Source organism: Pontibacillus chungwhensis BH030062 (assembly GCF_000770675.1).
Classification (GTDB): Bacteria; Bacillota; Bacilli; order Bacillales; family BH030062; genus Pontibacillus; species Pontibacillus chungwhensis.
Map to the genome: position 1 here is coordinate 202,497 of NZ_AVBG01000005.1, position 26,096 is coordinate 228,592.

A 26,096-nucleotide genomic window follows, 5' to 3' on the forward strand; every position below is an offset into this window, starting at 1 on the left:
TATATTCCAGGCCCACCTTACTCTCAACTAGAGCTAACGGGAACATTGTCGTAACAAACTTGTTATAGAAAATAACAACAAACATTGAGATAAAAATTGATTTTATGTAAGGAAAATCATAATTTTTGGTGATGTTAATGGTGGAAAGGGTGATAAAGATGAGCGAACAAACAATGCCGAATTGGTTAGAACAAAGAGCTTTTTTAACACCGGAGCGTATAGCTCTTGTTACCGAAGATGAGACCCTGACTTTCTCTGAGCTCCAACAACGAACAAAAGAGATGGCAGCTCGCCTATCCTCTATTGGAATTCAAAGGGGAGAGCATATTGCTGTTTATGCTAAGAGTTCTGTTGAAATGGTCCAAATGATACATGCTCTTTCCTACTTGGGGGCTGTTGGGGTTATGCTGAACACACGTTTAACGATTGAAGAGCTTGTTTTTCAAGTAACAGACTCAAGTTGTTCTTATATTATAGGAGAGGACTCCTATAAGGGCACAATAGAAGAAATAGAAAAGCAAACTGAAGTCCAATCTTTATCATTTGAAGAGTTGAAAGATTGTCAAGATAGTTCGATCCCGATGCTTGAAGAAGTCAAGATGGAGGCCCCATACACGATCCTTTATACGTCTGGGACTACAGGTTCTCCAAAAGGAGTTATGCTTTCTTATAGTAACCACTGGTGGAGTGCAGTTAGCTCGGCTTTAAATCTTGGTATTACAGAAAAAGACCAATGGTTGGCTGCCCTTCCCCTCTTCCATGTAGGCGGGTTGTCCATTCTTATGAAAAGCGTGATATATGGCATGCCGGTCCATCTACACACTTCTTTTGATACTGAAGCGGTCCATGATGCCATCATGAATAAGGGAGTTACGACGGTTTCTGTGGTATCCGTCATGCTTGATAGTCTCTTAGATCGGCTTGGTTCAGATCACTATCCCACTAATTTTAGAGGCATGTTGTTAGGGGGCGGTCCTGCATCAGAAGCGTTACTACATAAAGCGAAGAAAAAGTCCGTCCCTGTTTTCCAAACGTATGGCATGACTGAAACAGCTTCTCAAATTGTTACGCTTAGTCCTGATTACGCCTTAGACAAGATTGGATCGGCTGGGAAACCTTTATTTCCTGCTCAACTTTCAATCGAATTAGATGGTAAACCAACAAATGCCCATGAAGTAGGAGAAATTGTGGTGAAAGGTCCTATGGTAACGACAGGTTATTACAGAAGGCCTGAAACAAATGAAGAAACGATCCAACAAGGATGGCTTCGTACTGGTGATCTTGGCTATAAGGATGAGGATGGCTTCTTATATGTTGTTGATCGTCGTAAGGATTTGATTATATCAGGAGGAGAGAATATCTATCCTGCTGAAATCGAAGGAGTTTTAAGCGGACTCGACCAAGTGAAAGAACTGGGTGTTGTTGGGAAGAAAGACGAGAAATGGGGAAGTGTCCCCGTAGCCTTTATTGTAGTAAGAAAAGGCATGACGCTTACTAGGGAAGATATATTAGCTTTCTCGAAAGAACGTTTAGCCTCATACAAACAGCCGAAAGAGATTTATTTTGTTGATCACTTGCCTCGTAATGCGACAAACAAGCTTCTTCGCAGAGAGCTGGCGAACTGGCTGAAACAGAGGAGAAATGTACAATGAACCTAACTTCTGTGAAGCTACATCGATATAAGATGGATCTTGTTACACCCTTTACGACACATGCAGGTACGGTTGAACAGCGAGAGGGCATTCTTGTAGAAGCGATTGATTCAAATGGCGGGGCTGGTTGGGGCGAAGGGGTAGCCTTTTCTACCCCTTTTTATACACCTGAAACGGTGGATACGTCTTGGATTATGATGAAAGATCATTTTCTACCTATGATTAAAGGAAGCGTGATTCACCATCCCTCTGATTTACCTAAGATAGTAGAGAAAGAGCAAGGACACCAAATGACGAAAGCGGCTCTTGAAGGAGCTTTGTGGGATTTGTATGCTAAGCAACAGAATCAATCCTTGGCTTCCCTTATTGGGGGAGTAAAGTCTGCTATCCCTGTCGGTGTTGTCGTAAGTTTGTCAGAGAATCTTCATGACCTTGTCCCTTTTTATGAAAAACAAGGATACAAACGTATAAAAGTGAAGGTTCGTAAAGGATATGAAAGAGCGGATATAGAAGCGGTTAAACGTTTATCATCTGACATTTCCATTATGTTTGATGGAAATGGAGCTTATGATGAAGAGGACCTAGAGAACCTTGCGTCATTAGATGACCTAGGCCTTCTTATGATTGAACAGCCGTTTAAAGCTGGTGATTTCTATTTGCATAGAGAACTGCAAAGACGCATGGACACACCTATATGCCTCGATGAAAGTATTGGTAGCTATCATGATGCGTATCAGGCAATTCAGTTAGGAAGCTGTAAGACCATGAATATCAAAATAAGCCGTGTAGGTGGATTAACTGAAGCACTACGCATTAACGACTTATGTGAAGCTTCTGGTGTGAGTGTGTGGTGTGGGGGTATGCTTGAAACTGGCATATCAAGGGCACACAATATTGCGTTTGCATCCCTGCCAACCATGACGATTCCTGGCGATATATCGGCTTCTAAGCGTTATTGGCATGAAGACGTGATTATTCCGGAAGTCGAATTGCAAGGCGGTCAGGTAGAGGTACCATGGCATATAGCAGGTATTGGATTTGAGGTCAATCGTGAACGAGTGAGTAGGGTGACACAAGAAACGTTCACCTATCCGTTATAAGAGCACCCAGCATATTGGATGCTCTTTTTTTCTTATTAGCTCTGATCTAGTTCTAAAGGTATATTCTGTAAGCGATATATTCATTTTGTAGCATGAGCAAAAAAGATCATTCCTCTAGATTTTAGTTTATGTTCATTGTAAAACGGCTATTTCTCCATTATCTGATCGTATTGGAGGCTATAAGAAATGAATCGTTTTACTATTCCAAGAGATATTTATTTCGGAGAAGATGCGTTAGAGACACTAGAATCCTTAGATGGTAAAAAAGCCGTTCTTGTCATTGGCGGTGGTTCCGTTAAAGAGAATGGAAATTTAGATAAAATTCAAAGCCATTTAGCGAAAGCTAATATAGAAACAAAAGTCATTGAAGGCATTACGGAAGAGCCTTCTACTCAGTTGATCCAGGATCATCTGGGTACATTAAATGAATTTGAACCAGATTGGATCATCGGTATTGGTGGTGGCTCTCCAATGGACGCGGCCAAAGCAATGTGGATCTTCTATGAACGTCCAAACCTTTCATTCGAAGATGCTATGCAACCATTTAATCTTCCAGGACTTCGTACGAAGGCCAAATTCATTGGAATCCCAACAACTAGCGGTACAGCATCTGAGATCTCAAACTTATCTGTTATAACGGATTCTGAGACAGGGGTGAAGCATCCTTTAGCTGATTTTGAACTTACTCCAGACTTGGCTGTCATTGACCCGGTTATGGTAGAGTCTATGCCACAAAAAGTTATTGCTTATAGTGGTATGGATGCTGTAACTCATAGTATTGAAGCTTATGTGGCTAAACCACGCACGACGTTTACAGATTCTCTAGCTATCGAAGCTCTAGAAACTCTAGATGAGCATTTGCTTAGTTCCTATAAAGGGAATCAAGAATCTAGAGAGAAAGTTCATTATGCTCAAGCGATGGCAGGTATGGCATTTGCAAATGCTGTACTTGGTAACGTTCACAGCATGGCTCACAAGAGTGGACCGACATTTGAAGTTCCTCACGGCTGTGCAAACGGTATTTACCTTACGTATGTAATGCAATTTAATCGCAGTGTAGTCGGTGATCGTTTTGCTAAAATGGCGAAGCGCCTTGAACTTAAAGGCGATACACAAGAGCAGCTAGTGGACTCTCTAATTGAGTGGGTTCGTGAGCTGAATCATGAAATGGGGGTACCAAATACCCTTAAAGAGTTTGGCGTTTCTGAAGACTTATTCAAGAAACACGTTGACCAAATGGCTAAGAACGCAATGGATGACCCTTGTACGGGTACGAATCCGCGTGAAACTTCCGAAGAAGAAATGAAGGAGCTATTTGAGGCAGCTTATTATGGTAAAGAGGTAACGTTCTAAATAAGTAGATAGCCACCGTCTAAAAAGACGGTGGCTTTTTTTGTGTTGCTGTTGTATATATAACTTGTGATTTAGAGGATATTTGAAGTGAAGAATGTTTTAAACTTTTCCTCTATCTAATTATGAATTCATGTAACCCTTTTGCATAAACAAGTATAAATGTGGAAAAGGTAAGCCACGAGACTATGAAAAGGAGACGATGTCATGAAGAGGTTGTATTGGATTATCCCGAGTTTGGTGCTAGCTTTTAGCGTACTGATCACGCCTGTTATGAATCAAGTTTCAGCAGAGGACACAGAACAAGAGGTATCAGTAGAAGAAGGCATAGACAAGGTGTTAGCGGAAATTGAAATGTTACAAAAAGCTATGCAAGGAAATGGGGATCTTATTACGATCAATGAAGCTGGTAAAAAGATCGATGAAGCATGGGATTTAATTGAGGAACAAGTTGAAGAAAAGAACCCGGAAGATTATAAAAATATAGAAGAGAGTCTTTATCCTTTAATAGGAGAAGCGCAAAAGCCGTCCCCAGACTTGAAAAAAATCGAAAAATTAATTCTTGAGACAACTCAAAAATTAAAGGATTATCAGTCAACTCTACAGCAATAAAAAAGGATCACCCATTTTCAGGGTGATCCTCTATTATTGCTAAATTAGGCAGCTTTCTCTACAGAAGTGAGTCGTTTTCTTCTCATAGCTACTATAAAGTAACTGATTGTTATTGTTACTGATCCGAGTAAGAAGATGGCTAAGATACCACTATCTTGCCACATTAGGGTATAGTCTCCTTCGGATATCACAGCTTTTAATCCCTCAACAGAATACGTCATAGGTAAGATAGGATTGAAAATTTGTAATGGTTCTGGGATTAGTTCTAGTGGGAATGTTCCTGCACTTGTTGTTAATTGCATGATTAGGATTAATATGGCTAGAAATCGTCCTGGATCTCCAAGTGTCGTGACAAGTACTTGAATCATTGCCATAAAGGTAAGGCTCGTAAGAATACTAAACAGATAGAAGTAAGGAACGCTTGCTACTTCTAAGCCTAGTCCGTAAAGGATCACACTAGCTGCGATAACAGCTTGGATCAGACCTGCACTTACTAGAACTCCGAATTTTGCAAAGAACCAACTGAATGCGTTCCGTGGTGCAGCTGAAGGTTCTTTCACGGGATAAACAATGGTAATAATTAAAGCTCCAACAAATAAACCAAGCGATAAGAAATAAGGAGTGAAACCAGTTCCGTAGTTAGGTACTTCATTGACACTATTTTTATCAAGACCGACTGGGTTAGCGAGCATTTCTTCTGTCTTCATGCTCGTTTGTACGTCTTGTGCTTTTGAGCTCGCTTCAGAAAGGTTGCTTTCAAATTCATTTGTTCCAGCCGTTAATTCATTGGTACCGCTTGAGAGATCGTTCGCACCTTTTGCTAATCTTTGAGATCCGTCTGCTAATTGAGAAGAACCATTAAAGAGTTCATTAGCCCCTTGATTGACCTGGTTCGCACCAGTTGCTAATTCAGAAGCACCAGCGTTTGCATTAGCTAATTTATCGTTGAAAGTTTGGATACCAGCGACAAGTTTCTCTTCACCTTGAACTAGATCAGAAGCACCGTTAAACAAATCTGTCTGGCCAGCTGATAGAGCTGTAGCTCCTTGCTTTAGTTTTGCGTGAGCTTCTGAAAGAGAAGCCATTTGACTTGGAAGACCAGCTGTTTTGTCTACGATTTTTTGTGAACCGGATGATAATTGTCCTGTAGCTCCTGCTAGTTGTTGTGCTCCTTGGTTTAGTTGTTCAAGCTGAGCTAGAATTTTTTCCTGTTCCTCTTTAGGCATTTGTTCAATAACAGGCGCCAATCCTTCTTTCAATCCGCTCACTCTTTCAGAGAGGGTTGCAGCAGATTGGTCTACTTGTTGTGCGCCATTCTTAAGAGTTTGTAAAGAAGCAGTAAGGTCTTTGGTAGATTGTTCTAGTCCACCAGATTGTTGAACAAGTTGAGTTAGTCCTTGCTCAAGTTGATTAGCACCATCTTTTGATTGGGAGAGCCCATCTCGTAACTGAACGGCACCATTTTTAGAAGCATTCGCCCCATTTATGATTTGACCATATCCATCCTGGAGAGCAGTTAGGCCTTGATTGAGGTCTGTAGCCCCCGTGGCTACTTGAGCAGCACCCTGACGCAATTCTTTTGTTCCATCAGTGAACTGGAGCTGCTTATCAGTAAACGTTTTGAGTTTATCTTTTAATTCTTGTGCTCCTGAATCAAGGTCCTTTACTCCGGTGTTCAATTCACCTGCTTTTGAACTAGCATCAGCTAGGCCGGTCTTCAATTCATTAAATTGAGCAAACATAGCATTAGCATATGTTTCAGACATTTCGTCCGCTAACTTACCTTTCATTTGTTCCGTTGCTGATTCCCCGATTTGCGCAGAAAGGAAATTAAACCCTTCATTTGGCACATATTTTAACTGAAGTTTTTCAGGATTCTCGTCTAAGATGGTTGTAGCAGAAGCGGAAAAGTTCTTTGGAATTTCAACAAGCATGTAGTACTCATGGTCGCTTAATCCATCATAACCTTCTTCCTTGGACACGACATCGTATTTAAAATCTCCACTGTCCTCTAAATTCTTAACAAATTCCTTCCCTACCGTCAGAGGTTCTTCATTAAATTCTGCACCTTCATCTGAGTTAACAATGGCAACCGGAAGTTGATCCATGTTTCCATAGGGATTCCAAAATGCCCATAAGAACATGCCGCTATAAATTAGCGGAATCATTAATACCGCTATAAATGGAATGAGTACTTTCTTATTGCTACCAATATGCTTTAACTCAGATAGCCATAGTTTAAAACCATTCATTTAAATTCCTCCTAAATAATAAATGACTAAATTGTTCATTTGGTCATTTTGCGACAAAAAAGAAAAGGATCATCAAGATGGTGATAACCCTTTAAACACGTATTCATCAAATAAATGCATAATCTCTTCTTTTTCAAGCGGTTGATGACGCTCTTCCCAGTCAATAATAAATGCTGTATAGAGCTTGAACATCATAAAGGCTGTCATTTCTGGATGGCAGGGACGTATATCGCCTCGTTCAATAGCGTGCTCAATCTTTTCTCTGAGGTAGGCTGTAATTAAACCTTCTACATTTGCAAGTGCTTCTTGAACCGCAGCTGTTCCCATTTCCTTTGCCTCTTGTACCATTTGGATTGTAAGCTGATGGCTACGTCGGTACTGAAGTAACTCGTATAAAGCTAGATGAACGTTCTCCTTTAGGGGTTTCTGATCATCAATAACTGATTCAGCTTGTGTTTTCATCTCTGCCAAAAGGTTTGATATAATTTCTTGGAAGAGTTGCTCTTTGTTTTTGAAGAAGTTATAAATCGTTCCTTTCCCTACATTGGCCGCTTTAGCTACGTGATCCATAGTCGTTGCCTTGTACCCAAATGTAGCGAACGATTGATTGGCCGCTTTCATAATTTGTTGTTTTCTTTCGTTGGACATATTTTCACCGCCTGACCATTTGAACAATTTAGTCATTTTGTCTAAATTTGATTATACACTTTTTAGTTTATCATGCAAGCTTTTTTTATGGGCTGTCATTCATCCTTCCTTGTAAATGGATTCATATAGGTAAGTGAGCAAGTCGTTAGGCACACGAAAGAAATCTTGTTACACTGTCTCATACTGGGTAAGGGAAAAGTGCTTACCATCATCATACTTTAAAGAAAGAAGATGAAATAATGAGCGAACAAAACCAAACGAGTCGGTTGCAGTCTATTCCTTTTTCCGTATTGGATTTAGCGCCAATACGTGAGGATGGTGGTCCAGCTGATTCTTTCAAAAGAACCGTAGATTTAGCTCAACATACGGAAAGCTTAGGTTATAATCGTTACTGGCTTGCAGAACATCATAATATGCCGTTTATTGCAAGCTCTGCGACTTCAGTTTTAATTGGCCATGTAGCATCTCAAACATCCTCAATTAAGGTTGGATCAGGTGGGGTTATGCTTCCAAATCATGCTCCTCTTGTCATTGCTGAACAGTTTGGGACACTTGAGTCTTTATTCCCTGGTCGAATTGATTTAGGATTAGGGCGAGCCCCAGGTACAGATCAATTAACGGCTCATGCTTTGCGACGTGGAGGACAAAGTGGTCCTCATGATTTTCCGGACCAATTAGAAGAGCTCCGAAGTTACTTTGATCCTTCTCGTGGACCAGCTAATCCTCACGTTCGTGCATACCCTGGTGAGGGATTAGATATTCCAATTTGGTTACTTGGTTCAAGTGGCTACAGTGCACAATTAGCCGGCGAAGAAGGATTGCCATTCGCTTTTGCGAGTCATTTCTCTCCTCGTGACACAGTTCCGGCTCTGGATTTATATAAACGAACATTCAAACCCTCAGGTTCTTTAGCAGAGCCACATGCTATGGTAGGCGTAAATATAATTGCTGCTGAAACGGATGAAGAAGCAAAGAGATTAGCTACAACGCTTCAACAGCAATTCTTAAATCTAATACGTAAGAATGAGTCTCCACTACCTCCACCTGTTGATTCAATGGAAGATATTTGGACGGAGTGGGAGAAGCAAGCATTAAAGCAACAATTAGGTTCTTCCATTATAGGTAGTAAGGAAACAGTCAAACATCAGCTCGGTTCATTTATTGAAAAAACGGGTGCAGATGAAGTGATGGTGATTTCGCAGATATACGATCATGACGCACGTCGTCGTTCTTATGAAATTGTAGCTGAACTGTTTAAAGGGGAATAAAAGAAGAGCAGACAATCGTCTGCTCTTTTTTAGTGCGGTAAAGAGATAAAGGGTGCCTGACACCCTTTACTACACTAAAATACATTTTTTTGTGATTGTTCTATTTGAATTGAGAAATTTGGGCAAAGTAATCTAGAGTACATTTAAAGGAGGAAGCATGAATGCTTGAAGGAAAATCTGCTCTTATTACTGGCTCTGGTCAAGGGATCGGCTTTGAAATTGCGACGGAGTTCGCAAAAGCTGGTGCAAAGGTTATGTTAAATGATATTAACGAAGAAACACTTAATAAATCCGTAGAGGAATTAAGATCTCAAGGCCATACTGTTGAAGGTGTAGTCGCCAATGTAGCTAAAGAAGAAGACGTTAAGAACGCAATCGAAAAAACGGTTGAGAAGTTTGGTTCTATTGATATCCTTGTAAACAATGCTGGAATTCAACATGTAGCTCCAGTTGAAGAATTTCCAAGTGAGAAATTTGAATTAATCTTGGATATTATGTTGAAGGGACCTTTCTTTGGAATTAAATACGCGTTCCCTCACATGAAGGAACAGGGGTATGGTCGCATACTAAATATGGCTTCCATTAATGGATTAATTGGTTTTGCAGGTAAAGCCGGATATAATAGTGCAAAACATGGTGTCATTGGGTTAACAAAAGTTACGGCTTTAGAAGGCGCAGATCACGGGATTACGGTCAATGCCATTTGCCCAGGCTATGTTGACACACCACTTGTTCAAAATCAGTTAGAAGACCTTGCAAAGACAAGAAACATTGATAAAGAAAAAGCATTAGAAGAAGTGATTTATCCTCTTGTTCCACAGAAGCGTTTACTTCAGGTACAAGAAATTGCAGATTACTCGATTTTCTTAGTAAGTGAAAAAGCCAAAAGTATCACCGGTCAAGCTGCTGTTATTGATGGCGGTTACACCGTACAATAAGTACTAATGCCTTTAGAGTATAATACTCTAAGGGCATTTTTATTTATGAATATCCTCTATATCCTCTCTTATTTGGATCGCTCGAAATTGAGAGAATGTTTCCGTTAACGTTAGTGTGGTGTAAGGCGAGCCTGGAAACCACTCGCTTTCCTGTGGGGAGCTGGTGAGCCTCCTCACCCGGCAAAGCCGGGCTCCGGGGTCTCACCTAGGCTCTTCTGCCCACGGGAGTCTCGCAGTTTCCAGGCCCACCTTTTCCATATTGGGAGATACGGGAACAAGCGACAATGGGTAATCAGCAACGCCCATGCAGCGGGTTGTTAGTACTTTATATGGCAAGGGGGTGTATGGGGAACGGGGAAACTCCTGCGGGAGAAAGAGGTCGACGAGACCACGGCTCTAAAAAGAAAGAGGAAGTTCGACTAAAACCGTCACGTCAATAGCCAACTTCGAACGTCCCTACCTCGTTCGGGGCCGCCCAGGGAAAGCGAGTCGTTCCCCAGACAACCCGAGCTCTCAATAACCGTAACGGCCCCACACACCAAAAAACAAGAGCTTGGATTCCAAGCTCTTGTTTATATATTAGGAATTAATTGATCCCCATCATAGCTAAGAAAATAATCGCAATTGTCGCGATCATTGGAATGAGGAGACCGACCACGAAGACATCTTTATAAGAGTCTTTGTGGGTTAAGCCTGTAACGGTAAATAAGGTTAGCAGCGCTCCGTTATGTGGCAGGATCGAAGCACCTGATGCGACTGAGGTGATACGGTGGAACGCTTCAAGGCTTAGGCCTTGTTCAACCGCAATGTCATAATACTCTTCACCCAGTGCTTCAAGAGCAATTCCCATACCACCAGAAGCTGAACCTGTAATCATGGCGAGCAATTGCACTGCGAACGCTTCAGAGAAATATGGACTTAAAGGAATATCAAAGATTAACTCTTTTACTGTTTCAAATCCTGGAGAAGCTGTAACGACAGATCCGAATCCGACGGCAGCACTTGTATTAATAGTGGCCATTACTGATCCGGATGCTCCCCCATTAATAGCAGGGATGAAGTCTTTATAGTCTTTAAAGTTAAAGAGCATGATAAGGATAATCCCGAATAATAGAGCCACTAAAATACTGAGTTCTTTAAATACATTTAATGTTACAACTACAGCTATAAGCGGGATAACAGATAAAATCCAATTTGGAAGTTCATCTTCGTTGATTTCTTTAACCTGATTGTCACCTTCAGGTTCTGTGAATTTGTCGTCTTTTGCATCAAGCTGTTTCTGGCGGAATTTTAAGTATGCATACCCACCTACCGCCATAATTAATCCGGCAACAATCCCGAGAATGGGGGCTGCCATTGTATCCGTCTCAAAGGTGTTAATAGGGATGATGTTTTGAATTTGCGGTGTCCCTGGGATAGCCGTCATCGTAAATGTAAATGCCCCTAACACAAAGGTAGAAGGTATTAATTTACGGGAGACATTGGCTTCCCTGAACATCGCAACAGCTAATGGATATACAGCGAATACTACAACAAATAAACTTACGCCACCATATGTTAGGATAGCTGCTGAAAGAAGCATTCCTAAAATGGCACGTTTTTTTCCGATAACACTTGAAATCTTATAGGCAACAGATTGGGCTGCTCCTGTATCTTCCATAAGTTTCCCAAATATCGCTCCAAATAAGAAGATAGGGAAGTAGTCCTTTGCAAACCCAACAAAGCCTTCCATATACGTTCCTGTGTAGGCATCGAGTATGTTCATTCCACTTAATAAGGCTACGATTCCTGACACAAGAGGGGCGATCCATATAATCGACCAGCCTAAGTATGCTAGAGCCATTAAGAGGATAAGACCAATAATAATACTGAGCATAGTAAACCTCCTGATGTTTTAAATTTTCTGTTTTACTATGTCCCATTCTTCTGTATTTTATTGATCGGACTGAGAGTTAAGATACAAATTTAAATGTCAGCTTCTACTCCCATGTTTACTGCGCTATTTTTGAATAAATTGTATATAGGCAAATTAAAAAGCATGAATAGGCTAGTATGCCTGTTCATGCTTAAGGTAAGGAAATGATTTAGTCCGCTGTTTTCATTGAGTGGGCAGAGCCCTTTGCTTTTCTAAATAATCGGCAATTCCCATAGCTGATACTTCAAAATCAAGCTCGAGAACACTATATATTTCATGATCTCTTGGAATTTCATTAGAATCTAGATAAACTGCGACTTTCTCGTGAAGACGTTTCTTCAATTGTGTCAGATCCTCCCCTTCACGTGCTGACTCGTGGCCTGCTTCCATAAAAATTGGTAACCATTTTGCCACCGATTTGAACACTTCATTAGGTTGGTCTGACATACTAAAATGACCAAAGTAGATACGAGTTATGGGTAGAAGGCTTAATTTTTTAATCGTTTCTAGCATGACAAAGGGATCAAACTGGTTCGGTGATGTAGAGGGCAAATATAAAGAAACATCGTGCTCTTCGGTATGTTGGTAACGAATACCACAGGCGTCTCCAGTGAAAAGCCCCTGACTTTCTGAATCATATATTGAGATGTGGTGATTTGCATGCCCTGGTGTATGGTAAAAGGTTAAAGTTGCAGAAGGGCCGATTTGAAGCTCGTCTTGTTCGTTAACAACCTCAATACGATTTTCTGGGATAGGTAGTATTGGAGCGAATAAAGGCTCGAATTGGTCTCCGTATACTTGCTTCGCCCCTGCAATTAACTTAGAAGGGTTAATTAGATGGCGTTTCCCTTTTGGATGAACATAAACAGTGGCCTGCGGACATTCTTGCAGTAATAAACCAGAACCACCAGCATGATCAAGATGAATGTGGGTCAGGATAATATTCTTAACATCCGTTAGCTTAAATCCAAGATCTGCGAGTCCTTTCTTTATGTAAGGTACAGAAGGGGAAGGACCGGTTTCTACGAGGGTAAGGTCTTTATCATCAATAACGTATATCCCTGTGCGCCCAGGCATACCTAGGTCAAAACCATCAATTACGTAAGTGCGGTGCCCAAGATAGATGGGAGCTTTTTCTTCCATAAAAGTCACCTCTCTCTGAATAGTACCTCTATTTTACAAAACATTCAGATTATTGAACAGTATTACGCTTTCAAAGAGAGGTGAGCTGCTATTTTAGTTAATATCCTTTTCCTAAAAATCCTTCACGGTCAAACGTTTTGCGATTCGTTTTTTCAGCTTTCTGGATAAATTGTTCATGAAGAGAGGCTGGATGCTCTTTACGGTCAGGTTTCTTAGTTTCTTTATCCTTACTCATAGTGTCACCTCCAGTATAGGGATAGATTTTGTCGTTTTACGAAAAGTATGAAGGGAAATGTTTTTCTAGAAATCAGAAAAGTTGTTATGATTAAGAAGATAATTCATATTCGTAAAGGAGTGAACGGTTAATGAAAGCGATTATACATAAAGAAATAGAAGGTTTAGATGGATTACATTATGAAGAGTGTGATGCGCCACAAGTAGGAAAAGGCAAAGTGAAGGTGCGACTTAAAACAGCAGGCTTGAATCGACGGGATCTTGCCGTAACGATTCGTCACAAGATCGAACAGCCTCCACTTATATTAGGTTCTGACGGGGCCGGTTTGGTTGAAGAGCTTGGTGAAGATGTAACGGGATGGAACATTGGAGATGAGGTTGTTATTAACCCAGGGTTAGGGTGGAAACATAACAGCGATGCCCCGCCTCAAGGTTTTGAAATTTTAGGATTACCTGATGATGGTACATTTGCTGAATATATTGTCGTTCCAGAAGAGAATATTGAAAAGAAACCTCAACATTTATCTTGGGAGGAAGCGGGTGTTCTTCCGCTTGCAGCATTAACAGCATACCGTGTTTTATTTACAAGAGCTAAAGTCAAAGAAGGAGACACGGTCCTGCTTCCTGGTATTGGGAGTGGTGTTTTAACGTTTGCTTTAAAGTTTGCCAATGCAGTAGGGGCTAAAGTAATCGTCACGTCACGAAGCGAAGAAAAGCTAGAGACAGCTAAAGAATTAGGAGCCGACATAGCCATTCCAACACTTTCCGATTGGGAAGAAGAATTAGCTGAGGAACAGGTGGATGTGGTCGTTGAAAGTATCGGCCAAGCAACGTTTGAGAAGTCTCTTGGAGTTGTTAAGAGAGGCGGTACGGTGGTCACTTTTGGTGCAACAACAGAAGACAAAGTCGAGATAGATATTCGCAAATTCTTCTACGGCCAATATAACTTACTTGGCTCAACAATGGGGAGTCGTGAGGAATTTCAAGATATGCTAGCCTTTATTACCAATCATAGCATAACGCCAGAAGTAGATAAGATGTTTGCTCTATCTGACTATAAAGAAGCTTTTGCATATATAAGAGACTCGAAAAACTTCGGTAAAATTGGCTTTACAATAGGTTGAAAAGGACAAGGGAAATCGTATTAGGATTACGACCTTTCACGGAATTTTAATGGTTAATAGTTCATGAATAGAAGTGATTTTAAAGAATGGGCATTCAAATAATGCTCATTTTTTATGTACCTTTTTACTTTTACATAAGAAGGGATAAATAAGAAGAAAAAGGTAAAGTAAGTTTGACGTAGAGGAAAGTTCTCACGTAAACTTTACGTAAAGAAAGTTAACCGTAAAGGTGATGGAATGAAAAATTTGATCAGGGAAAAAAGAACAGCTAACAAGATTACACAAGAATATCTTTCAGTACAGCTTCAAGTATCCAGGCAGACCATAATATCACTCGAGAAGGGAAAATATAAGCCTTCACTTGTGCTAGCTCATAAATTAGCGCAAGTATTTGACTGTGCTATTGAAGACCTCTTTATTTTTGAGGGTGATGAGAATATAAAATAACTCTCGCATGGCCTACTAAAAACAAGATAACAAGCCTAGGATTGTTGTTGTGTCTTAATGGAAGATATTATAATCGCTAACCTCACATCTTAATGTGATAAAGTACTAAAGGGTGTCTGGCACCCTTTAGTTAGTTAAAGTGTAGTAAATTAACTTAGATGGCTTTTTTTTGTTTGGTGAATAGTTCACGAGGTCTTAATAAACACTAATGGAGTAATAATCCTACTTTTACAATAAATATAGGCAGAAATCATGCATATAGAGGATATTTCTTTTATAATACAAAAAGAAGATATGTGAAAAGATTCACATGGTGAGCTAAACGAGAGATGCAAGGAGACGGAATTACTATGAATGTATTAAAACAACATGCTAAGAAACAAAAGGCTACCAGATCTTTGCTTATTGTTTCTTCTCTTCTGTTAGGGATAACGGTTATTGCTCAAGCATTATTCTTTGTGTCCATTGTCGATCAAATTTTCCTTAAGGGTGCAAGCTTCGAGAGTATTATTCCTGATCTTATTGGTTTGTTGTTCGTTTTAGTTGCTCGTTCGGCATTAACTTATTGGAACGGCCGGGCTGGTGTGAAGATGGCATCCCGAGTAAAGGAGTATTTCAGATCACAACTTGTCTATAAGTTTTCTAAAAATCCACTTCAAACGTCTATGGAAGGACAATCAGGACAGAAAGTCAGTACCGTGCTAGATGCTGTTGATGAAATTGACGGTTACTTCAGTCAATACATTCCACAAGTTATTCAGACATCAATTGTACCCGTTATGATTCTTGTTGTGGTTTCCATGGAGCACATCTATTCAGGGATCATCATGATGATTACGGCCCCATTTATACCACTTTTTTATATCATTATTGGTATTATGACAAAGAAAAAGTCTGAAGAACAATTAGATAAAATGGCTGTTTTCTCGGGTCGTTTCCTTGATACCCTTCAAGGATTATCGACTCTGAAACTATTTGGTCGCTCCCGTCAGCAAAAAGAACTAATTGAGAAGAGTAGCTTGGACTTCAGAGATTCAACTATGGAAGTTTTAAAGATCGCGTTTGTTTCTTCTCTTATGTTAGAGCTAATTTCTATGTTAAGTATCGGCTTAATAGCATTAGAGGTTGGTTTAAGACTTGTGTTATTTCAATCAATAACGTTTTCCACGGCCTTTTTTGTACTTATATTAGCACCCGAATTTTATTTGTTTCTAAAAAATCTAGGTCAGGCTTTCCACACTGGGCGGGGAAGTATGGGGGCAGCTCAAAAAATCGCCGAGGCTTTAAATACAGAGGACCGAGAAGTGGAATGGGGAGATACTTCTCTTGGACGAATGGACGTTCCTCCTCATATTCAATTGCAAAATGTTCACTTTGCGTATGACGCCGAAGGATTTGCCTTAAATGGAATTCAAGCAGAAATTCCACCGTACAGCCAAACAGCTATAGTGGGGAAGAGTGGTTCAGGGAAGACAACACTTCTTCATGTATTAGCTGGTCTTCTTCCCTTGTCACAAGGTTCTGTCTACGTAGATGGTTTAGCGCGTTGTGATCTAAAAGAAGAACAGTGGTTTGACACAGTCAGTTATATATCTCAGAATCCTTTTCTATTCTCTGGTACGATTGCTGAAAATATTGCAGTAGGTAAGAAAGGAGAGGTTTCGAGGGAATCTGTAGAACAAGCTGCTATAAAAGCGGGAATTGCGCCTCTGGTAGAGTCCTTAGAAAATGGGTACGATACAATTGTCGGAGAAGGAGGTCGTGGTCTTTCAGGTGGAGAAAAACAACGTGTTGCAATAGCTCGTGCTTTCTTAAAACAACCCTCCATTATCCTATTTGATGAACCGACTACAGGACTAGATTTGCAAACAGAACAAATCTTGCAGTCCTCAATTCAAGAACTCAGCCAAAGCGCAACCATCATTACTGTTGCCCACCGCCTCCATACGATTAAGCATGCAGATCAGATATTATATATGGATCATGGAGAGATTGTGCAAAAGGGAACTCACTTAGAGCTCGAAGAGAATAATCCTTTCTATCGTGCGATGGTGAAGACGCAGCAGGGAGGTATGGCGAAATGAATGAACTTAGAGCGGTAATGAAGGATATGATGGTTGAGAAGAGGGATATCTATTTATCTGTTTTATTTGGTTTTTTGGCTGGAATTACAGCAGTTGCGCTGTTTGCATCAAGTGGATACCTTATTTCAAAAGCAGCTCTGCTACCTCCTATCTATACCCTTTCTCTTATGATTGCTTTTTTAAAAATCATGGGGTTTGCCCGTGCTTTTGGGCGTTATCTAGAACGTTTATATTCACACCGAGCAACGTTTACAATGCTTAGCGAACTACGTGTTAATTTCTATGAGAAGTTAGAGCCATTGGCGCCAACAATTTTCCAGAAGTACAAATCCGGAGACTTGTTATCTAGAATCGTCGGAGATATTGATCGGTTACAAAATTTCTTTCTGAGAGTTTATTATCCCCCTATCGTTCTTGGGTTTATTTTTCTTGCTACGATCTTCTTTACAGTATTTTATTCGGTTACGGTTGCAATCTTGTTGCTGGTCGGTCTTTTTGTAACAGGATTCTTATTACCGGCATGGTTTGCTTATAAACAAAGAAGGATCGAAACGCGTTTGCGAGAAGAACGAGGGTCTTTATCTAGTGAAGTTACCGAATTCTTATATGGTTTCATGGATTTGAAGTTATATCAACAACTAGGAACCAAAAAGAAGGAATTAGAACAAGCATCCGCTCGTTATATTGATGAGCAAGAGAAAGAAGGTAAGATGGCTACTTATCATCAATCAATGAATAGTATGGTCACACTGCTTGTATCATGGCTTGTCATTGCATTTGGCGCTTATCTAGTTTCAAACAATGAATTAGACGGTGTGTTCTTAGCTATGCTGATTATGATTTCTTTGACAGTGTTCGAAAATGCCGTACCGATGGCATTAGTACCTGCTCACTTTGAAGATAGTCGTAGAGCAGCTAAGCGACTTCATGAAGTCGTTCAGGATGAACCGGTAAAAGTGGAACCCACGAAAAGTCTGCCTGTTAACAAACCATTTTCTTTGACCATGAAAAGTGTATCTTTTGCTTTTCCTGGAGAAGAAAGGACTTCTCTTGAAAATGTAGATCTTCATATACCGGCGGGGTCAAAGACTGCGATTATAGGGGCTAGTGGTTCGGGGAAGTCTACGTTGTTTCAGTTGCTTTTAAAATTTTACAACCCTACAAGCGGGACCATATTGTATGATGAAATTTCACAAGATGCCTATAGCCAAGAAGATATCTGGGCTCGTACAAATGTGGTTCAACAGGAGAATCACTACTTCTATGGCTCGCTACGAGATAATCTTCTATTAGCTAAAGAAAGGGCTACAGATGAAGAACTTCACGAAGTCCTTGAGCAAGTACACATGCAAGACTTTGATTTGAATCAGACGATCTTAGAGAAGGGTGACAATTTATCCGGAGGGGAGAAACAGCGGTTAGCAATCGCTAGAGCTCTATTGAAGAAGGAGAGGTTGTGGTTGCTTGATGAGCCAACTTCTTCGCTTGATGCAGTAACCGAACAAGCAGTTTACGAGCATGTTTTTCACCAAGCCAAGGACGATACTCTTATCCTCATTAGCCACAGACTTACCGGACTTGAGTATATGGACCAAATTATTGTTTTTGATCAAGGTGAAATTGTAGAGTCAGGATCTTATCAAGAATTACTGAATCTTGAAGGGTATTTTTATCGTATGAAACAAATCGAAAAAGAAGTGCTTGTGTAAGTTTTTAAGCAGCTTTAAAGTTCCTGATTAGAGGAATGGAAAATGACAGCATAATGGGTTTTTGTAGTACGAACTTTAAAAAGGAAGTCAAAAAGCAAGAAGAAAAGCCGTTTACCTTCATAAAGGTAAACGGCTTTTTTCGTTAAACTGAATCGGGCACGCTCGATTGTTCAATCATTCTCTCAATGTGTTTACGGAACAAGAACATGACGATTAGATGCGCTTTAGCTTGCGTATATTTATAAATGAACCAAGGTAGTGATGGCATATAATCATGTATCGCTACGATACATTCTTGTTTTTCAGGAATCTTTCGAAACTCGAGGCGCCCTCGGACATTTCGTTTAGTGTTTTGGAAAGATCCGCCCGTAATATAGAAAAGCGCTCGGTCTGATGTGCTTCTCTCATGTGAATAACTGAGTTCTAATAAAGGTGTTCGACTTAAGCGAAGGCATATCTGAGTATTGTCTTCATGATCTGTCTCTGTATGGACGAAAGGATCTAGGATAGTAGATAACCAATGAACATAATATTGAGCCGCCCAGTCTGCGTTTTTACCTTCAGGTAATAGAATTCGCTGAACTGATCGAACATCATGCTGAACAACCGGCATCTTTATTCCCTGAGTGTTTTTGGATGGTTTTTGATTTTTTTCTTCTTGTTTCTCATCTTCAATCGCAGTTTCGACAGCGTCTTTAAAGCTCATTTGACCATAGCTGACTTCAGGATCCATATTCTCAGGCTTGGCGGTCATAGGGTGAACAAGACTTTCTACAAGTGGATAGACCATTTCTTTTGGCGTTCCGGTCGTAAGGCTGACCCATAGCCTTGATAAATTGACCGTCATAAATGGAACAGGAAAAATGCGAGGCTTTTTCCCTAACGATTCCGCTGTTTGAATCATCATGTCTTGATAAGTCATAATTTCAGGTCCGCCAACATCGATTGCTTTATTTGATAATCGTTCATTCCCAATGCTTTTATTCAAAGCGTGTAACACTTCTTTTAGAGCGATGGGATGAGTCTTCGTTCTTGTCCATTTAGGTAGAGCCATAAAAGGGAGCCGTTTAACGAGCTTTTTAAGAATGGGGAAGGATGAGCCTTTAGGTCCCACAATTAAACCAGCTCGAATTGTAGTGACAGGAACCCCATAAGCCCCTAAAATTTCTTCTACTTCTAAACGACTTCTTAAATGTCTCGATAACTGCTCTGACTCTGGGATAATGCCGCTTAAATAAACAATTTGATGTATACCTTGCTTCCTAGCTGCTTGAGCGAAATTATCTGCTAGAATAACATCCATATCTTCGAAAGATCCTTGTGTGAGTTTAGCTGAAGGTAGCATAGAATGAACCAGGTAGACCGCGAAGTCTGCCCCTTCTAACCCTTTCTCCGCATCAGCCATTGAATATAGATCACATGAACGCCAAGTGATGTGCTCTGTATCTTGTTTATCGTCTCCATTCCTTGAAAGAGCAATAACATCTGCATATTTCGTCAACTTCTTTAATAAATTCTGGCCAATATACCCGCTTGCTCCTGTTAAAGCTACGACGGGACGCCTTTTGGCTTCACTCATAGCAATTCCTCCTACTCTATAAAAAGCTCGAATCTATCTCCTGCAATGGTTATGGCAGAAATGCTTCTTGAATGTTGGATTGGCTCGATTTTGTCGTGTTGGCTGAAAGAGAGCGTTCCATAATTCTTAAAGCATTTTGATTATCTTCCCACTGCTCAGAAGCGACACAATCTCTTGGAATCCAGATGTTATACTCTCTCATATAGGCATCATTCGCTGTAAAGAGAACGCATATATCTCCTGCAATACCTGTTAAGATTAGGTTACTTACCCCTAGTTTGTTGAGTAAGATGCTGAGTTGAGTTCCGAAGAAACCAGAATGTTTTGGTTTAATAATAAAATAATCATCATCTTCCGGGGAGATGTGTTTAATAACTGATTCTCCCCTTCCTTCCTTGCACTCTTCGATCACGTCGGAAACATTTTCTTGCCACAATCCGAAGTTATCATTTACATAAATTATTGGTAGACCTTGTTCTTTAGCTTGTCTTTTTAAACTCTTAAGAGGTTCTACGATACTTAAAGTATTTTCTAGTAAGTCCTCTCCACCTTCAAAGTCCATTTTGTTTACCATATCTATAAGGATTAAGGCAGTTTGGTGTTGCTTCATGAATTACTCTCCTTTAAATGGTTCAGGACCAGCTGGTATTTGTCTCTTATGCTGAGTTTGCTTATGAAGTTGTTGAACACGTTCTTTATCTTTTTGAGATATAGACTCTCCGCGAAGGTAGGCGTCAATAGAGTCGTAAGAAACCCCGAGTTCATCTTCATCGGATTGTCCTTCCCATAGTTCGGCGCTTGGCTTCTTATTAATGATTGAACCAGGCACTTCTAAATACTCAGCAAGTTCTCTTACTTCTTCTTTACGAAGGTTTATGAGGGGGACTAAATCTACTCCACCATCTCCGTATTTTGTGAAATAGCCAGTATAATCTTCTGCGGCATTATCAGTACCTATTACTAAATATCCATAATGGTTGGCCACAGCATAAAGAGTGCTCATACGTAGTCGAGCTTGTAAATTTGCTCCGCCTAATTGAGAACGTTCTTCTTGCCAATCCCCTTTCTCCTTAAGTTTTTCTCTTATAGTAGCATGTGTGGTTTGATAGGGATCTGTTAAATTAATCCCTATATAATTTAATCCGATTTCCTCTACAAGAGTTACCGCATCCTCTTGGTCTTGCACTTCTTGATCAATAGGTAGTATGACACCTAAAGATTGATCAGGAAAAGCGCGTTTTATTAAACAAGACACAACTGCAGAGTCAATACCCCCGCTTATTCCAACAAGTGCACCATTGGCACCTGCTTCCTCTACTTTTTCTTTAATCCAATTTGTTAAGTATTCTACTTTTTTCTCCATGTGAAATCATCATCCTTTCTGGCTTGTCGTATAGATCTAAGTTCCTTCTTTTGGGAAAGAGTAAACGTCAGGTAGTATATGATGGACTATGACATAAGATCAGTGTCCTTAGAATCGGTTTGTGTCGAAATGACTAGTATTTTTATCTTATTAAATAGTAAAAAAAGCTTAACCTTTTTAGAGTTCGTACGATATTAATAGAGAAATGGGTATAAAATCACATTGGAATATAGGAGAATAGGTCATGAAATCAATGAAAATAATGATGAAAGTAGCATTTGCACTTATTTTTGCCCTTGTACTTCTGCCTAGTAAAGTGGTTGACGGGGAAGGGACTCAGACGACTACTTACTGTGAGGTGAGTTGCTGGGAATTACTTTTAAATGAAACAAACTCCAACACGCTAGTGAACATTGACTTACCAGGTGAAGAATATCTTCAGGCAACGTCTCTGTTAGTAGAAGATATAGCAGGTTCCACACATAATTATTACTCCATGACTCGAGAGTTGGATGCTCGATCTGATTTATTTATTCAATCTGACACTTCCAACATATTTGAACTCGACCAAACTCCTTCAGCACGAATTTCCATCCAGGGCAGTTCAGGAACGATTCCGATGACAACTTTGTCAGGTCTTGATGAAGAACTGAAAAGCTCCTTAAAAAAGCATTTAAATCGACTTGGATTTACCGTACGCGATGGGTTGGCAACCTCAGAAGAATCGTCGGTCATTGAGACGTCCTCAACTGGGGTAAACCTTCTCATTACAGATGCACAGTGGTCAGCATTTTTTGATGGAGATTATACAAGCTCTACATTTAATGCTGAAGCGTCTAAATCAGACACTTATTTTCAGTATGTTACAGCCATACAAGATGCAATAAATGAATACAATACTCAGAAAAGCGTGTGGATGTGGAAGTCTGAACCCTTTGTAGACACACCTGATGAGACCGTAGAGTTCTTGGTGAATCAACAAGTAGATCAACTCTATATGCGTTTTTATCCAAAGGTGGATACAAAAACGTATCAATATTTCATTAAATATGCTACAGAACAAGGCATTGAGGTCCACGCTCTAATTGGAAGTCCTTTGTGGGGACAAGAGGCATATACAAATGATGCTCTTAAACGAGTCGATCTAATTCATGCGTATAATCAAAAAGTGGAACAGAACCAACAATTTATTGGGATCCACTTTGACGTAGAACCTTACTCTCTCCAAATGTGGGATGATCATAGACAACAGGCTGTAGATGAATGGAAAAGATCAGCAGAATCTTACGTGAAGTATGCTAAAGACTACGGTTTCATCGTCGGCAGCGCTTTGCCATTCTGGACTGATAACAGTTCAGTGGATGATTATGATACAGATTTCTATAAGGAAATGATCGATTTGCAAGACTATGTCTCGATCATGTCGTACCGCAATACAGCACTTGGATCAAACAGTATTACCTCATTAGCACAAAATGAAGTATTGCATGCCAAGTCTCCAAAAGTTGAAGTAGGAGTAGAGCTGAATCCATATAAGATTGATTATGTTTCTTTTGATGGGAAATCTCTAAATTACACAGAAGGAGAAATTGCCAAAGTAAGAACATACTTTATGGAAGAACCCCAACCAGGTTTTAAGGGCATTGCCATACACAGCTACACTGCTTGGAAGAATAGTCAATAAAACCAAAAATGTGCTCCTGTAGGGAGCACATTTTTGGTTTTTTAAGTTGGTGAAGCTATTCTTTAATAAGGTTTAAGAAGGTGTAATCCTGAATGCTCGAAGTTAGGACACTTTTTTATACGTAGTGCCGTTACCATCCTCCACCTTTATTTAAGACCTCTTTTTCCCGCAGGAGGCTCACCAGTTCCCCATAGGAAAGCGATTGGTTTCCAGGCCTGCCTTACGCTCTATTAAAGTTAACGGAAACATTCTCTCAACTTTAAGAATTCCTATAAGGAGCATACATGGAAAATTAAAACATTAAGGTATGGTAAATATTCTAAATATTTTGTAAAATTAAACATATCAACGTAACGATTTCTTCATATATATAAATATGGAGGGGTTTGCATGAAACAAGTCTTTTTGTTTTATGTCATTCTATTAACTGGTTTTTTTATTTATATAGAACTAGCTGAGTTTGATACGAAAGAGACGATTGTAGCTATAGTTGATACTGGGATTGACCCTACACATCCCATACTTGAAGGACATGTTGAAAAGGGATATGACTTCTTTAACTGGGATGGAGATGCTATGGATGATCATGGTCATGGAACACATGTTGCAAGTATCATTCACTCTGTGGCACCGAATGCAAAGTTATTGCCTGTGAAAACTTTAGGTCAAGATGGGTCGGGGATTGGTACGTCGTTTATAGGTATTTTTTATAGTGTAGTAAAAGGGGCAGATATTGTGAATTTGAGTATGTCCGAAGTCTCGAACCCTTTTACTTCTTGGGTCATACGCTGGGGGGAACGTAAAGGAGTCGTTTTCGTTGGAGCTAGTGGAAATGATGGAAGGACCGATCGAATTAGCTTTCCTGCTAGCCTGGGTGAAGTCATTGCCATCGGGGGATATAACACCTATCGTGAGCATCTGTATGAGAACGGAAACCGGAGTGGTGATGTAGAATTTCTGGCTCCGGGAGTGCTGATAGAAGGTGCTAGCCTTGGCGGGGAGGTAGTTAGAAAAACGGGAACGAGTTTTGCTGCGGGCTCAGTATCAGGTATGCTTGCTTATTTCAAAGAAATCCAGCCCCATATGACAAATGATGATGCACGTTTCCTTCTTCGTCTTACTTCGTTTTATGAAAAGGATGGGTATCGGGTGCTTGAGCTTGATCGTTTTCTGGCTACACAATAAGAGGGCATTTCCTAAGAGGCGCTTTTTTTCTACAATAGAAGCGTCTTTTCGTTATTCATAGAATAGATGGTTCGAGAGGAGGAGTGACATGTATGATTTAACGATTATTGGTGCAGGAGTTAGTAATGTTTTTTTAGCTTATACAATACAGCGTAAGAATCCAGATGTATCGGTGATTGTCATAGATAAAGGGAAACCGGTAGTTGAGAGGTTATGTGGCTTTATGTACCTGTAAGAATGGATGCCATAAATACACAGGGGTTGCTGGACTTGGGAAATCAGAAGGTAAATTTAATTACACAAACGACTTCAGCGGGGACGCCGTTGAAAAGTATACTACAAAAATGAGGAATTAGCTTCTAAAGCATCTGGTTTTGGCTTTTTAACGTATTATCTACTGAAGTGCGCCACTTAGGTACAACCTTGGCTGAAAGCGTTTTTCAATCCTTGTTTGATGAGATCGAAGGGGCAATGGATTTCCAATTTGAAGCAGATATATCTGAGATAAAGGACTTAGATGAAGGATTTGAGATCCATACGAACAAAGGGATAGTTTTATCGAATCGTGTTGGCATAGGTACTGGGATAAGTGAATGGTTGGAAGGACAAGCTGCATCATTAGGCATTGACGCAGGAGAAACAAGGCTCGATTTAGGTTTACGTGTTGAAATGAAGGGGGATCAATTACGAAACCTTTTACAAGATACTTTTGAAACGAAGTTAACCTATTATGGGGAAGGCTATTCTGCTACGACTTACTGCATGAATCCTAAAGGGAGGATTATTCGCAAGCACCAACATGGTTTAGTGATGCCTTATGGCCAAAATGCGAGGGAACGCGAACGCCCAGGAGCTAACCTGAACTTCACATTATTTATACCAAGGTATTATGAAGATCACGATTCCGCTATGGAAGATGCGAAAAAAGTCATTGGTGGTATTAATCAAGACCGAGGGCGTATTGTGATACAACGATTGGAAGACTTAAAAGCAAATAGACAAACTAATTCATTGGAAACCAATTTGATTGTTCCTTCACTTGATGCTGTACCTGGGAATGTAAAAGAGGAAGTTCCTTCTTTATACTGGCGAGGTCTGCTAGAAATGTTTGACTCCTTGGAGGGACTTATTGGAGAGGAGCTTCATCCTGATACACTTCTATATGGAATAGATGCAAAGTTTTATGAAGCTAAATTACACACAAATATATATTTTGGGACAGATGTGAGGGGGTTATATTTAGTTGGTGATTGTTCAGGGGAGACCCATTCTCTTTCTCAAGCTGCTGCAAGTGGAATATATCTCGGTAGAATGTTAAATTCCGACCAATATTAGGTTTAAAAGTAGTTCATTTTTCCCGTTATTGATAAAGGGCTTTTATTTTATGGATTTTAATCCGAAATAAAAAGAAACTAAGCTTTTAATGGGAGGAATTTTAATATGAACCGTCATGTTAGGAAAGTTTTTGCTACTCTAACTACAGCTGCTTTACTAAGTACAATGCCAGTCGTTACAAGTGCTGAACCTCAAATGAAGGCATCAAATGGTGCGATCTCCAAAGAACAACAAAAGGATGCTAATAGTAGAGGAAGTTTTAAGCAAGATTCTAAGGAGAAGAAGAAAATAGCTCAGGAAAAAGCGATAAGTAAACGATTAGAAAACATTGAAAACCGTCTTGGCAGAATAACCGCCCATAACGAAAAGATAAGTGACAGGATGGATGATTTTTTTGATGATGCTAAAGGAGGACAGGAACAAGAAACAGATGAAGAGGAAGAGCAGGAAGAACCCGTAACAGATGAAGAGGAA

At 40.0% G+C, this 26,096-nt stretch carries 21 protein-coding genes and 1 pseudogene; 14 read left to right on the plus strand and 8 right to left on the minus strand.

Annotation, left to right across the window (positions count from 1 at the left end):
• Positions 1-158 precede the first annotated feature (158 nt).
• The 4 genes from N780_RS09105 to N780_RS09120 all read left to right on the plus strand — a co-directional run bounded on the left by N780_RS09105 (position 159) and on the right by N780_RS09120 (position 4,714).
• Positions 159-1,652, plus strand: coding sequence for an o-succinylbenzoate--CoA ligase (locus N780_RS09105; protein ID WP_036782721.1), 1,494 nt, complete (start codon positions 159-161; stop codon positions 1,650-1,652).
• Complete coding sequence (menC, locus tag N780_RS09110) at positions 1,649-2,752, plus strand: o-succinylbenzoate synthase (RefSeq protein ID WP_036782723.1); 1,104 nt, start codon at positions 1,649-1,651, stop codon at positions 2,750-2,752. The genes N780_RS09105 and menC overlap by 4 nt, the downstream gene beginning before the upstream one ends.
• A gap of 186 nt (positions 2,753-2,938) precedes the next feature.
• A complete protein-coding gene (locus N780_RS09115; RefSeq protein ID WP_036782727.1) occupies positions 2,939-4,105 on the plus strand; it encodes an iron-containing alcohol dehydrogenase in 1,167 nt (388 codons plus the stop codon).
• Between the two features lie 204 nt (positions 4,106-4,309).
• A complete protein-coding gene (locus N780_RS09120; RefSeq protein WP_052114969.1) occupies positions 4,310-4,714 on the plus strand; it encodes a hypothetical protein in 405 nt (134 codons plus the stop codon).
• Positions 4,715-4,758: 44 nt separating this feature from the next.
• Here N780_RS09120 and N780_RS09125 read toward each other — a convergent pair whose 3' ends face one another.
• Together N780_RS09125 and N780_RS09130 are read right to left on the minus strand one after the other, a co-directional pair.
• Positions 4,759-6,966, minus strand: a complete 2,208-nt coding sequence (locus N780_RS09125) for a YhgE/Pip domain-containing protein (RefSeq protein WP_036782731.1) — start codon at positions 6,964-6,966, stop codon at positions 4,759-4,761.
• Positions 6,967-7,038: 72 nt separating this feature from the next.
• Positions 7,039-7,614 (minus strand): TetR/AcrR family transcriptional regulator, encoded by a 576-nt coding sequence (locus N780_RS09130; protein WP_036782733.1) that lies wholly within the window; start codon positions 7,612-7,614, stop codon positions 7,039-7,041.
• Between the two features lie 239 nt (positions 7,615-7,853).
• Here N780_RS09130 and N780_RS09135 point away from each other — a divergent pair, with 239 nt between their 5' ends.
• Positions 7,854-8,882, plus strand: coding sequence for an LLM class flavin-dependent oxidoreductase (locus tag N780_RS09135; RefSeq protein WP_036782736.1), 1,029 nt, complete (start codon positions 7,854-7,856; stop codon positions 8,880-8,882).
• A 161-nt stretch (positions 8,883-9,043) separates the two neighbouring features.
• Entirely contained in the window at positions 9,044-9,820 is a 777-nt protein-coding gene (locus tag N780_RS09140) for a 3-hydroxybutyrate dehydrogenase (RefSeq protein WP_036782739.1), read from the plus strand.
• A gap of 586 nt (positions 9,821-10,406) precedes the next feature.
• Here the strand turns inward: N780_RS09140 and N780_RS09145 are convergent.
• The 3 genes from N780_RS09145 to N780_RS19785 all read right to left on the minus strand — a co-directional run bounded on the left by N780_RS09145 (position 10,407) and on the right by N780_RS19785 (position 13,113).
• The gene (locus N780_RS09145; protein ID WP_036782742.1) at positions 10,407-11,696 is read right to left on the minus strand and encodes a GntP family permease; all 1,290 of its coding nucleotides are present in this window, start codon (positions 11,694-11,696) and stop codon (positions 10,407-10,409) included.
• 222 nt (positions 11,697-11,918) lie between these two features.
• On the minus strand, positions 11,919-12,878 hold the full coding sequence (locus N780_RS09150; RefSeq protein WP_036782745.1) for an MBL fold metallo-hydrolase: 960 nt from the start codon (positions 12,876-12,878) through the stop codon (positions 11,919-11,921).
• 97 nt (positions 12,879-12,975) lie between these two features.
• Positions 12,976-13,113, minus strand: a complete 138-nt coding sequence (locus N780_RS19785) for a hypothetical protein (protein ID WP_156969121.1) — start codon at positions 13,111-13,113, stop codon at positions 12,976-12,978.
• 130 nt (positions 13,114-13,243) lie between these two features.
• Between N780_RS19785 and N780_RS09155 the strand changes: the two genes are divergently transcribed.
• From N780_RS09155 to cydC, 4 genes are all read left to right on the plus strand, one after another.
• Positions 13,244-14,236, plus strand: a complete 993-nt coding sequence (locus tag N780_RS09155) for a zinc-binding dehydrogenase (RefSeq protein ID WP_036782748.1) — start codon at positions 13,244-13,246, stop codon at positions 14,234-14,236.
• 237 nt (positions 14,237-14,473) lie between these two features.
• Entirely contained in the window at positions 14,474-14,683 is a 210-nt protein-coding gene (locus N780_RS09160; RefSeq protein ID WP_036782751.1) for a helix-turn-helix transcriptional regulator, read from the plus strand.
• A 350-nt stretch (positions 14,684-15,033) separates the two neighbouring features.
• The gene (gene cydD, locus N780_RS09165; RefSeq protein ID WP_036782755.1) at positions 15,034-16,767 is read left to right on the plus strand and encodes a thiol reductant ABC exporter subunit CydD; all 1,734 of its coding nucleotides are present in this window, start codon (positions 15,034-15,036) and stop codon (positions 16,765-16,767) included.
• Entirely contained in the window at positions 16,764-18,476 is a 1,713-nt protein-coding gene (gene cydC / locus N780_RS09170) for a thiol reductant ABC exporter subunit CydC (protein WP_036782757.1), read from the plus strand. Before cydD ends, cydC begins: the two co-directional genes overlap by 4 nt.
• Positions 18,477-18,618: 142 nt before the next feature.
• Here the strand turns inward: cydC and N780_RS09175 are convergent, their stop codons facing one another.
• Genes N780_RS09175 through nadE form a run of 3 tightly spaced genes read right to left on the minus strand, consistent with a single transcriptional unit; the run spans position 18,619 to position 21,418 of the window.
• On the minus strand, positions 18,619-20,055 hold the full coding sequence (locus tag N780_RS09175; protein WP_036782760.1) for an NAD(P)H-binding protein: 1,437 nt from the start codon (positions 20,053-20,055) through the stop codon (positions 18,619-18,621).
• Between the two features lie 49 nt (positions 20,056-20,104).
• Positions 20,105-20,665, minus strand: a complete 561-nt coding sequence (locus tag N780_RS09180; RefSeq protein WP_036782763.1) for a cysteine hydrolase family protein — start codon at positions 20,663-20,665, stop codon at positions 20,105-20,107.
• 3 nt (positions 20,666-20,668) lie between these two features.
• Positions 20,669-21,418 (minus strand): NAD(+) synthase, encoded by a 750-nt coding sequence (gene nadE / locus N780_RS09185; protein ID WP_036782766.1) that lies wholly within the window; start codon positions 21,416-21,418, stop codon positions 20,669-20,671.
• 244 nt (positions 21,419-21,662) lie between these two features.
• Between nadE and N780_RS09190 the strand changes: the two genes are divergently transcribed.
• The 4 genes and pseudogenes from N780_RS09190 to N780_RS09205 form a co-directional block, all read left to right on the plus strand.
• Positions 21,663-23,102: a poly-gamma-glutamate hydrolase family protein gene (locus tag N780_RS09190; protein ID WP_036782769.1), complete on the plus strand. Its 1,440-nt coding sequence runs from the start codon at positions 21,663-21,665 to the stop codon at positions 23,100-23,102.
• 390 nt (positions 23,103-23,492) lie between these two features.
• Positions 23,493-24,287 (plus strand): S8 family peptidase, encoded by a 795-nt coding sequence (locus tag N780_RS09195; RefSeq protein WP_036782772.1) that lies wholly within the window; start codon positions 23,493-23,495, stop codon positions 24,285-24,287.
• Positions 24,288-24,375: 88 nt separating this feature from the next.
• A pseudogene (locus N780_RS09200) lies at positions 24,376-25,622 on the plus strand (NAD(FAD)-utilizing dehydrogenase).
• A 105-nt stretch (positions 25,623-25,727) separates the two neighbouring features.
• Positions 25,728-26,096: hypothetical protein (locus tag N780_RS09205; RefSeq protein WP_036782775.1), on the plus strand; the 369-nt coding region annotated here is incomplete at its 3' end.

Coding starts and splice junctions, on each gene's coding strand:
- N780_RS09105 (WP_036782721.1), top strand. CDS start 159: ATGAGCGAACAAACAATGCCGAATTGGTTAGAACAAAGAGCTTTTTTA.
- menC (WP_036782723.1), top strand. CDS start 1,649: ATGAACCTAACTTCTGTGAAGCTACATCGATATAAGATGGATCTTGTT.
- N780_RS09115 (WP_036782727.1), top strand. CDS start 2,939: ATGAATCGTTTTACTATTCCAAGAGATATTTATTTCGGAGAAGATGCG.
- N780_RS09120 (WP_052114969.1), top strand. CDS start 4,310: ATGAAGAGGTTGTATTGGATTATCCCGAGTTTGGTGCTAGCTTTTAGC.
- N780_RS09125 (WP_036782731.1), bottom strand. CDS start 6,966: ATGAATGGTTTTAAACTATGGCTATCTGAGTTAAAGCATATTGGTAGC.
- N780_RS09130 (WP_036782733.1), bottom strand. CDS start 7,614: ATGTCCAACGAAAGAAAACAACAAATTATGAAAGCGGCCAATCAATCG.
- N780_RS09135 (WP_036782736.1), top strand. CDS start 7,854: ATGAGCGAACAAAACCAAACGAGTCGGTTGCAGTCTATTCCTTTTTCC.
- N780_RS09140 (WP_036782739.1), top strand. CDS start 9,044: ATGCTTGAAGGAAAATCTGCTCTTATTACTGGCTCTGGTCAAGGGATC.
- N780_RS09145 (WP_036782742.1), bottom strand. CDS start 11,696: ATGCTCAGTATTATTATTGGTCTTATCCTCTTAATGGCTCTAGCATAC.
- N780_RS09150 (WP_036782745.1), bottom strand. CDS start 12,878: ATGGAAGAAAAAGCTCCCATCTATCTTGGGCACCGCACTTACGTAATT.
- N780_RS19785 (WP_156969121.1), bottom strand. CDS start 13,113: ATGAGTAAGGATAAAGAAACTAAGAAACCTGACCGTAAAGAGCATCCA.
- N780_RS09155 (WP_036782748.1), top strand. CDS start 13,244: ATGAAAGCGATTATACATAAAGAAATAGAAGGTTTAGATGGATTACAT.
- N780_RS09160 (WP_036782751.1), top strand. CDS start 14,474: ATGAAAAATTTGATCAGGGAAAAAAGAACAGCTAACAAGATTACACAA.
- cydD (WP_036782755.1), top strand. CDS start 15,034: ATGAATGTATTAAAACAACATGCTAAGAAACAAAAGGCTACCAGATCT.
- cydC (WP_036782757.1), top strand. CDS start 16,764: ATGAATGAACTTAGAGCGGTAATGAAGGATATGATGGTTGAGAAGAGG.
- N780_RS09175 (WP_036782760.1), bottom strand. CDS start 20,055: ATGAGTGAAGCCAAAAGGCGTCCCGTCGTAGCTTTAACAGGAGCAAGC.
- N780_RS09180 (WP_036782763.1), bottom strand. CDS start 20,665: ATGAAGCAACACCAAACTGCCTTAATCCTTATAGATATGGTAAACAAA.
- nadE (WP_036782766.1), bottom strand. CDS start 21,418: ATGGAGAAAAAAGTAGAATACTTAACAAATTGGATTAAAGAAAAAGTA.
- N780_RS09190 (WP_036782769.1), top strand. CDS start 21,663: ATGAAATCAATGAAAATAATGATGAAAGTAGCATTTGCACTTATTTTT.
- N780_RS09195 (WP_036782772.1), top strand. CDS start 23,493: ATGAAACAAGTCTTTTTGTTTTATGTCATTCTATTAACTGGTTTTTTT.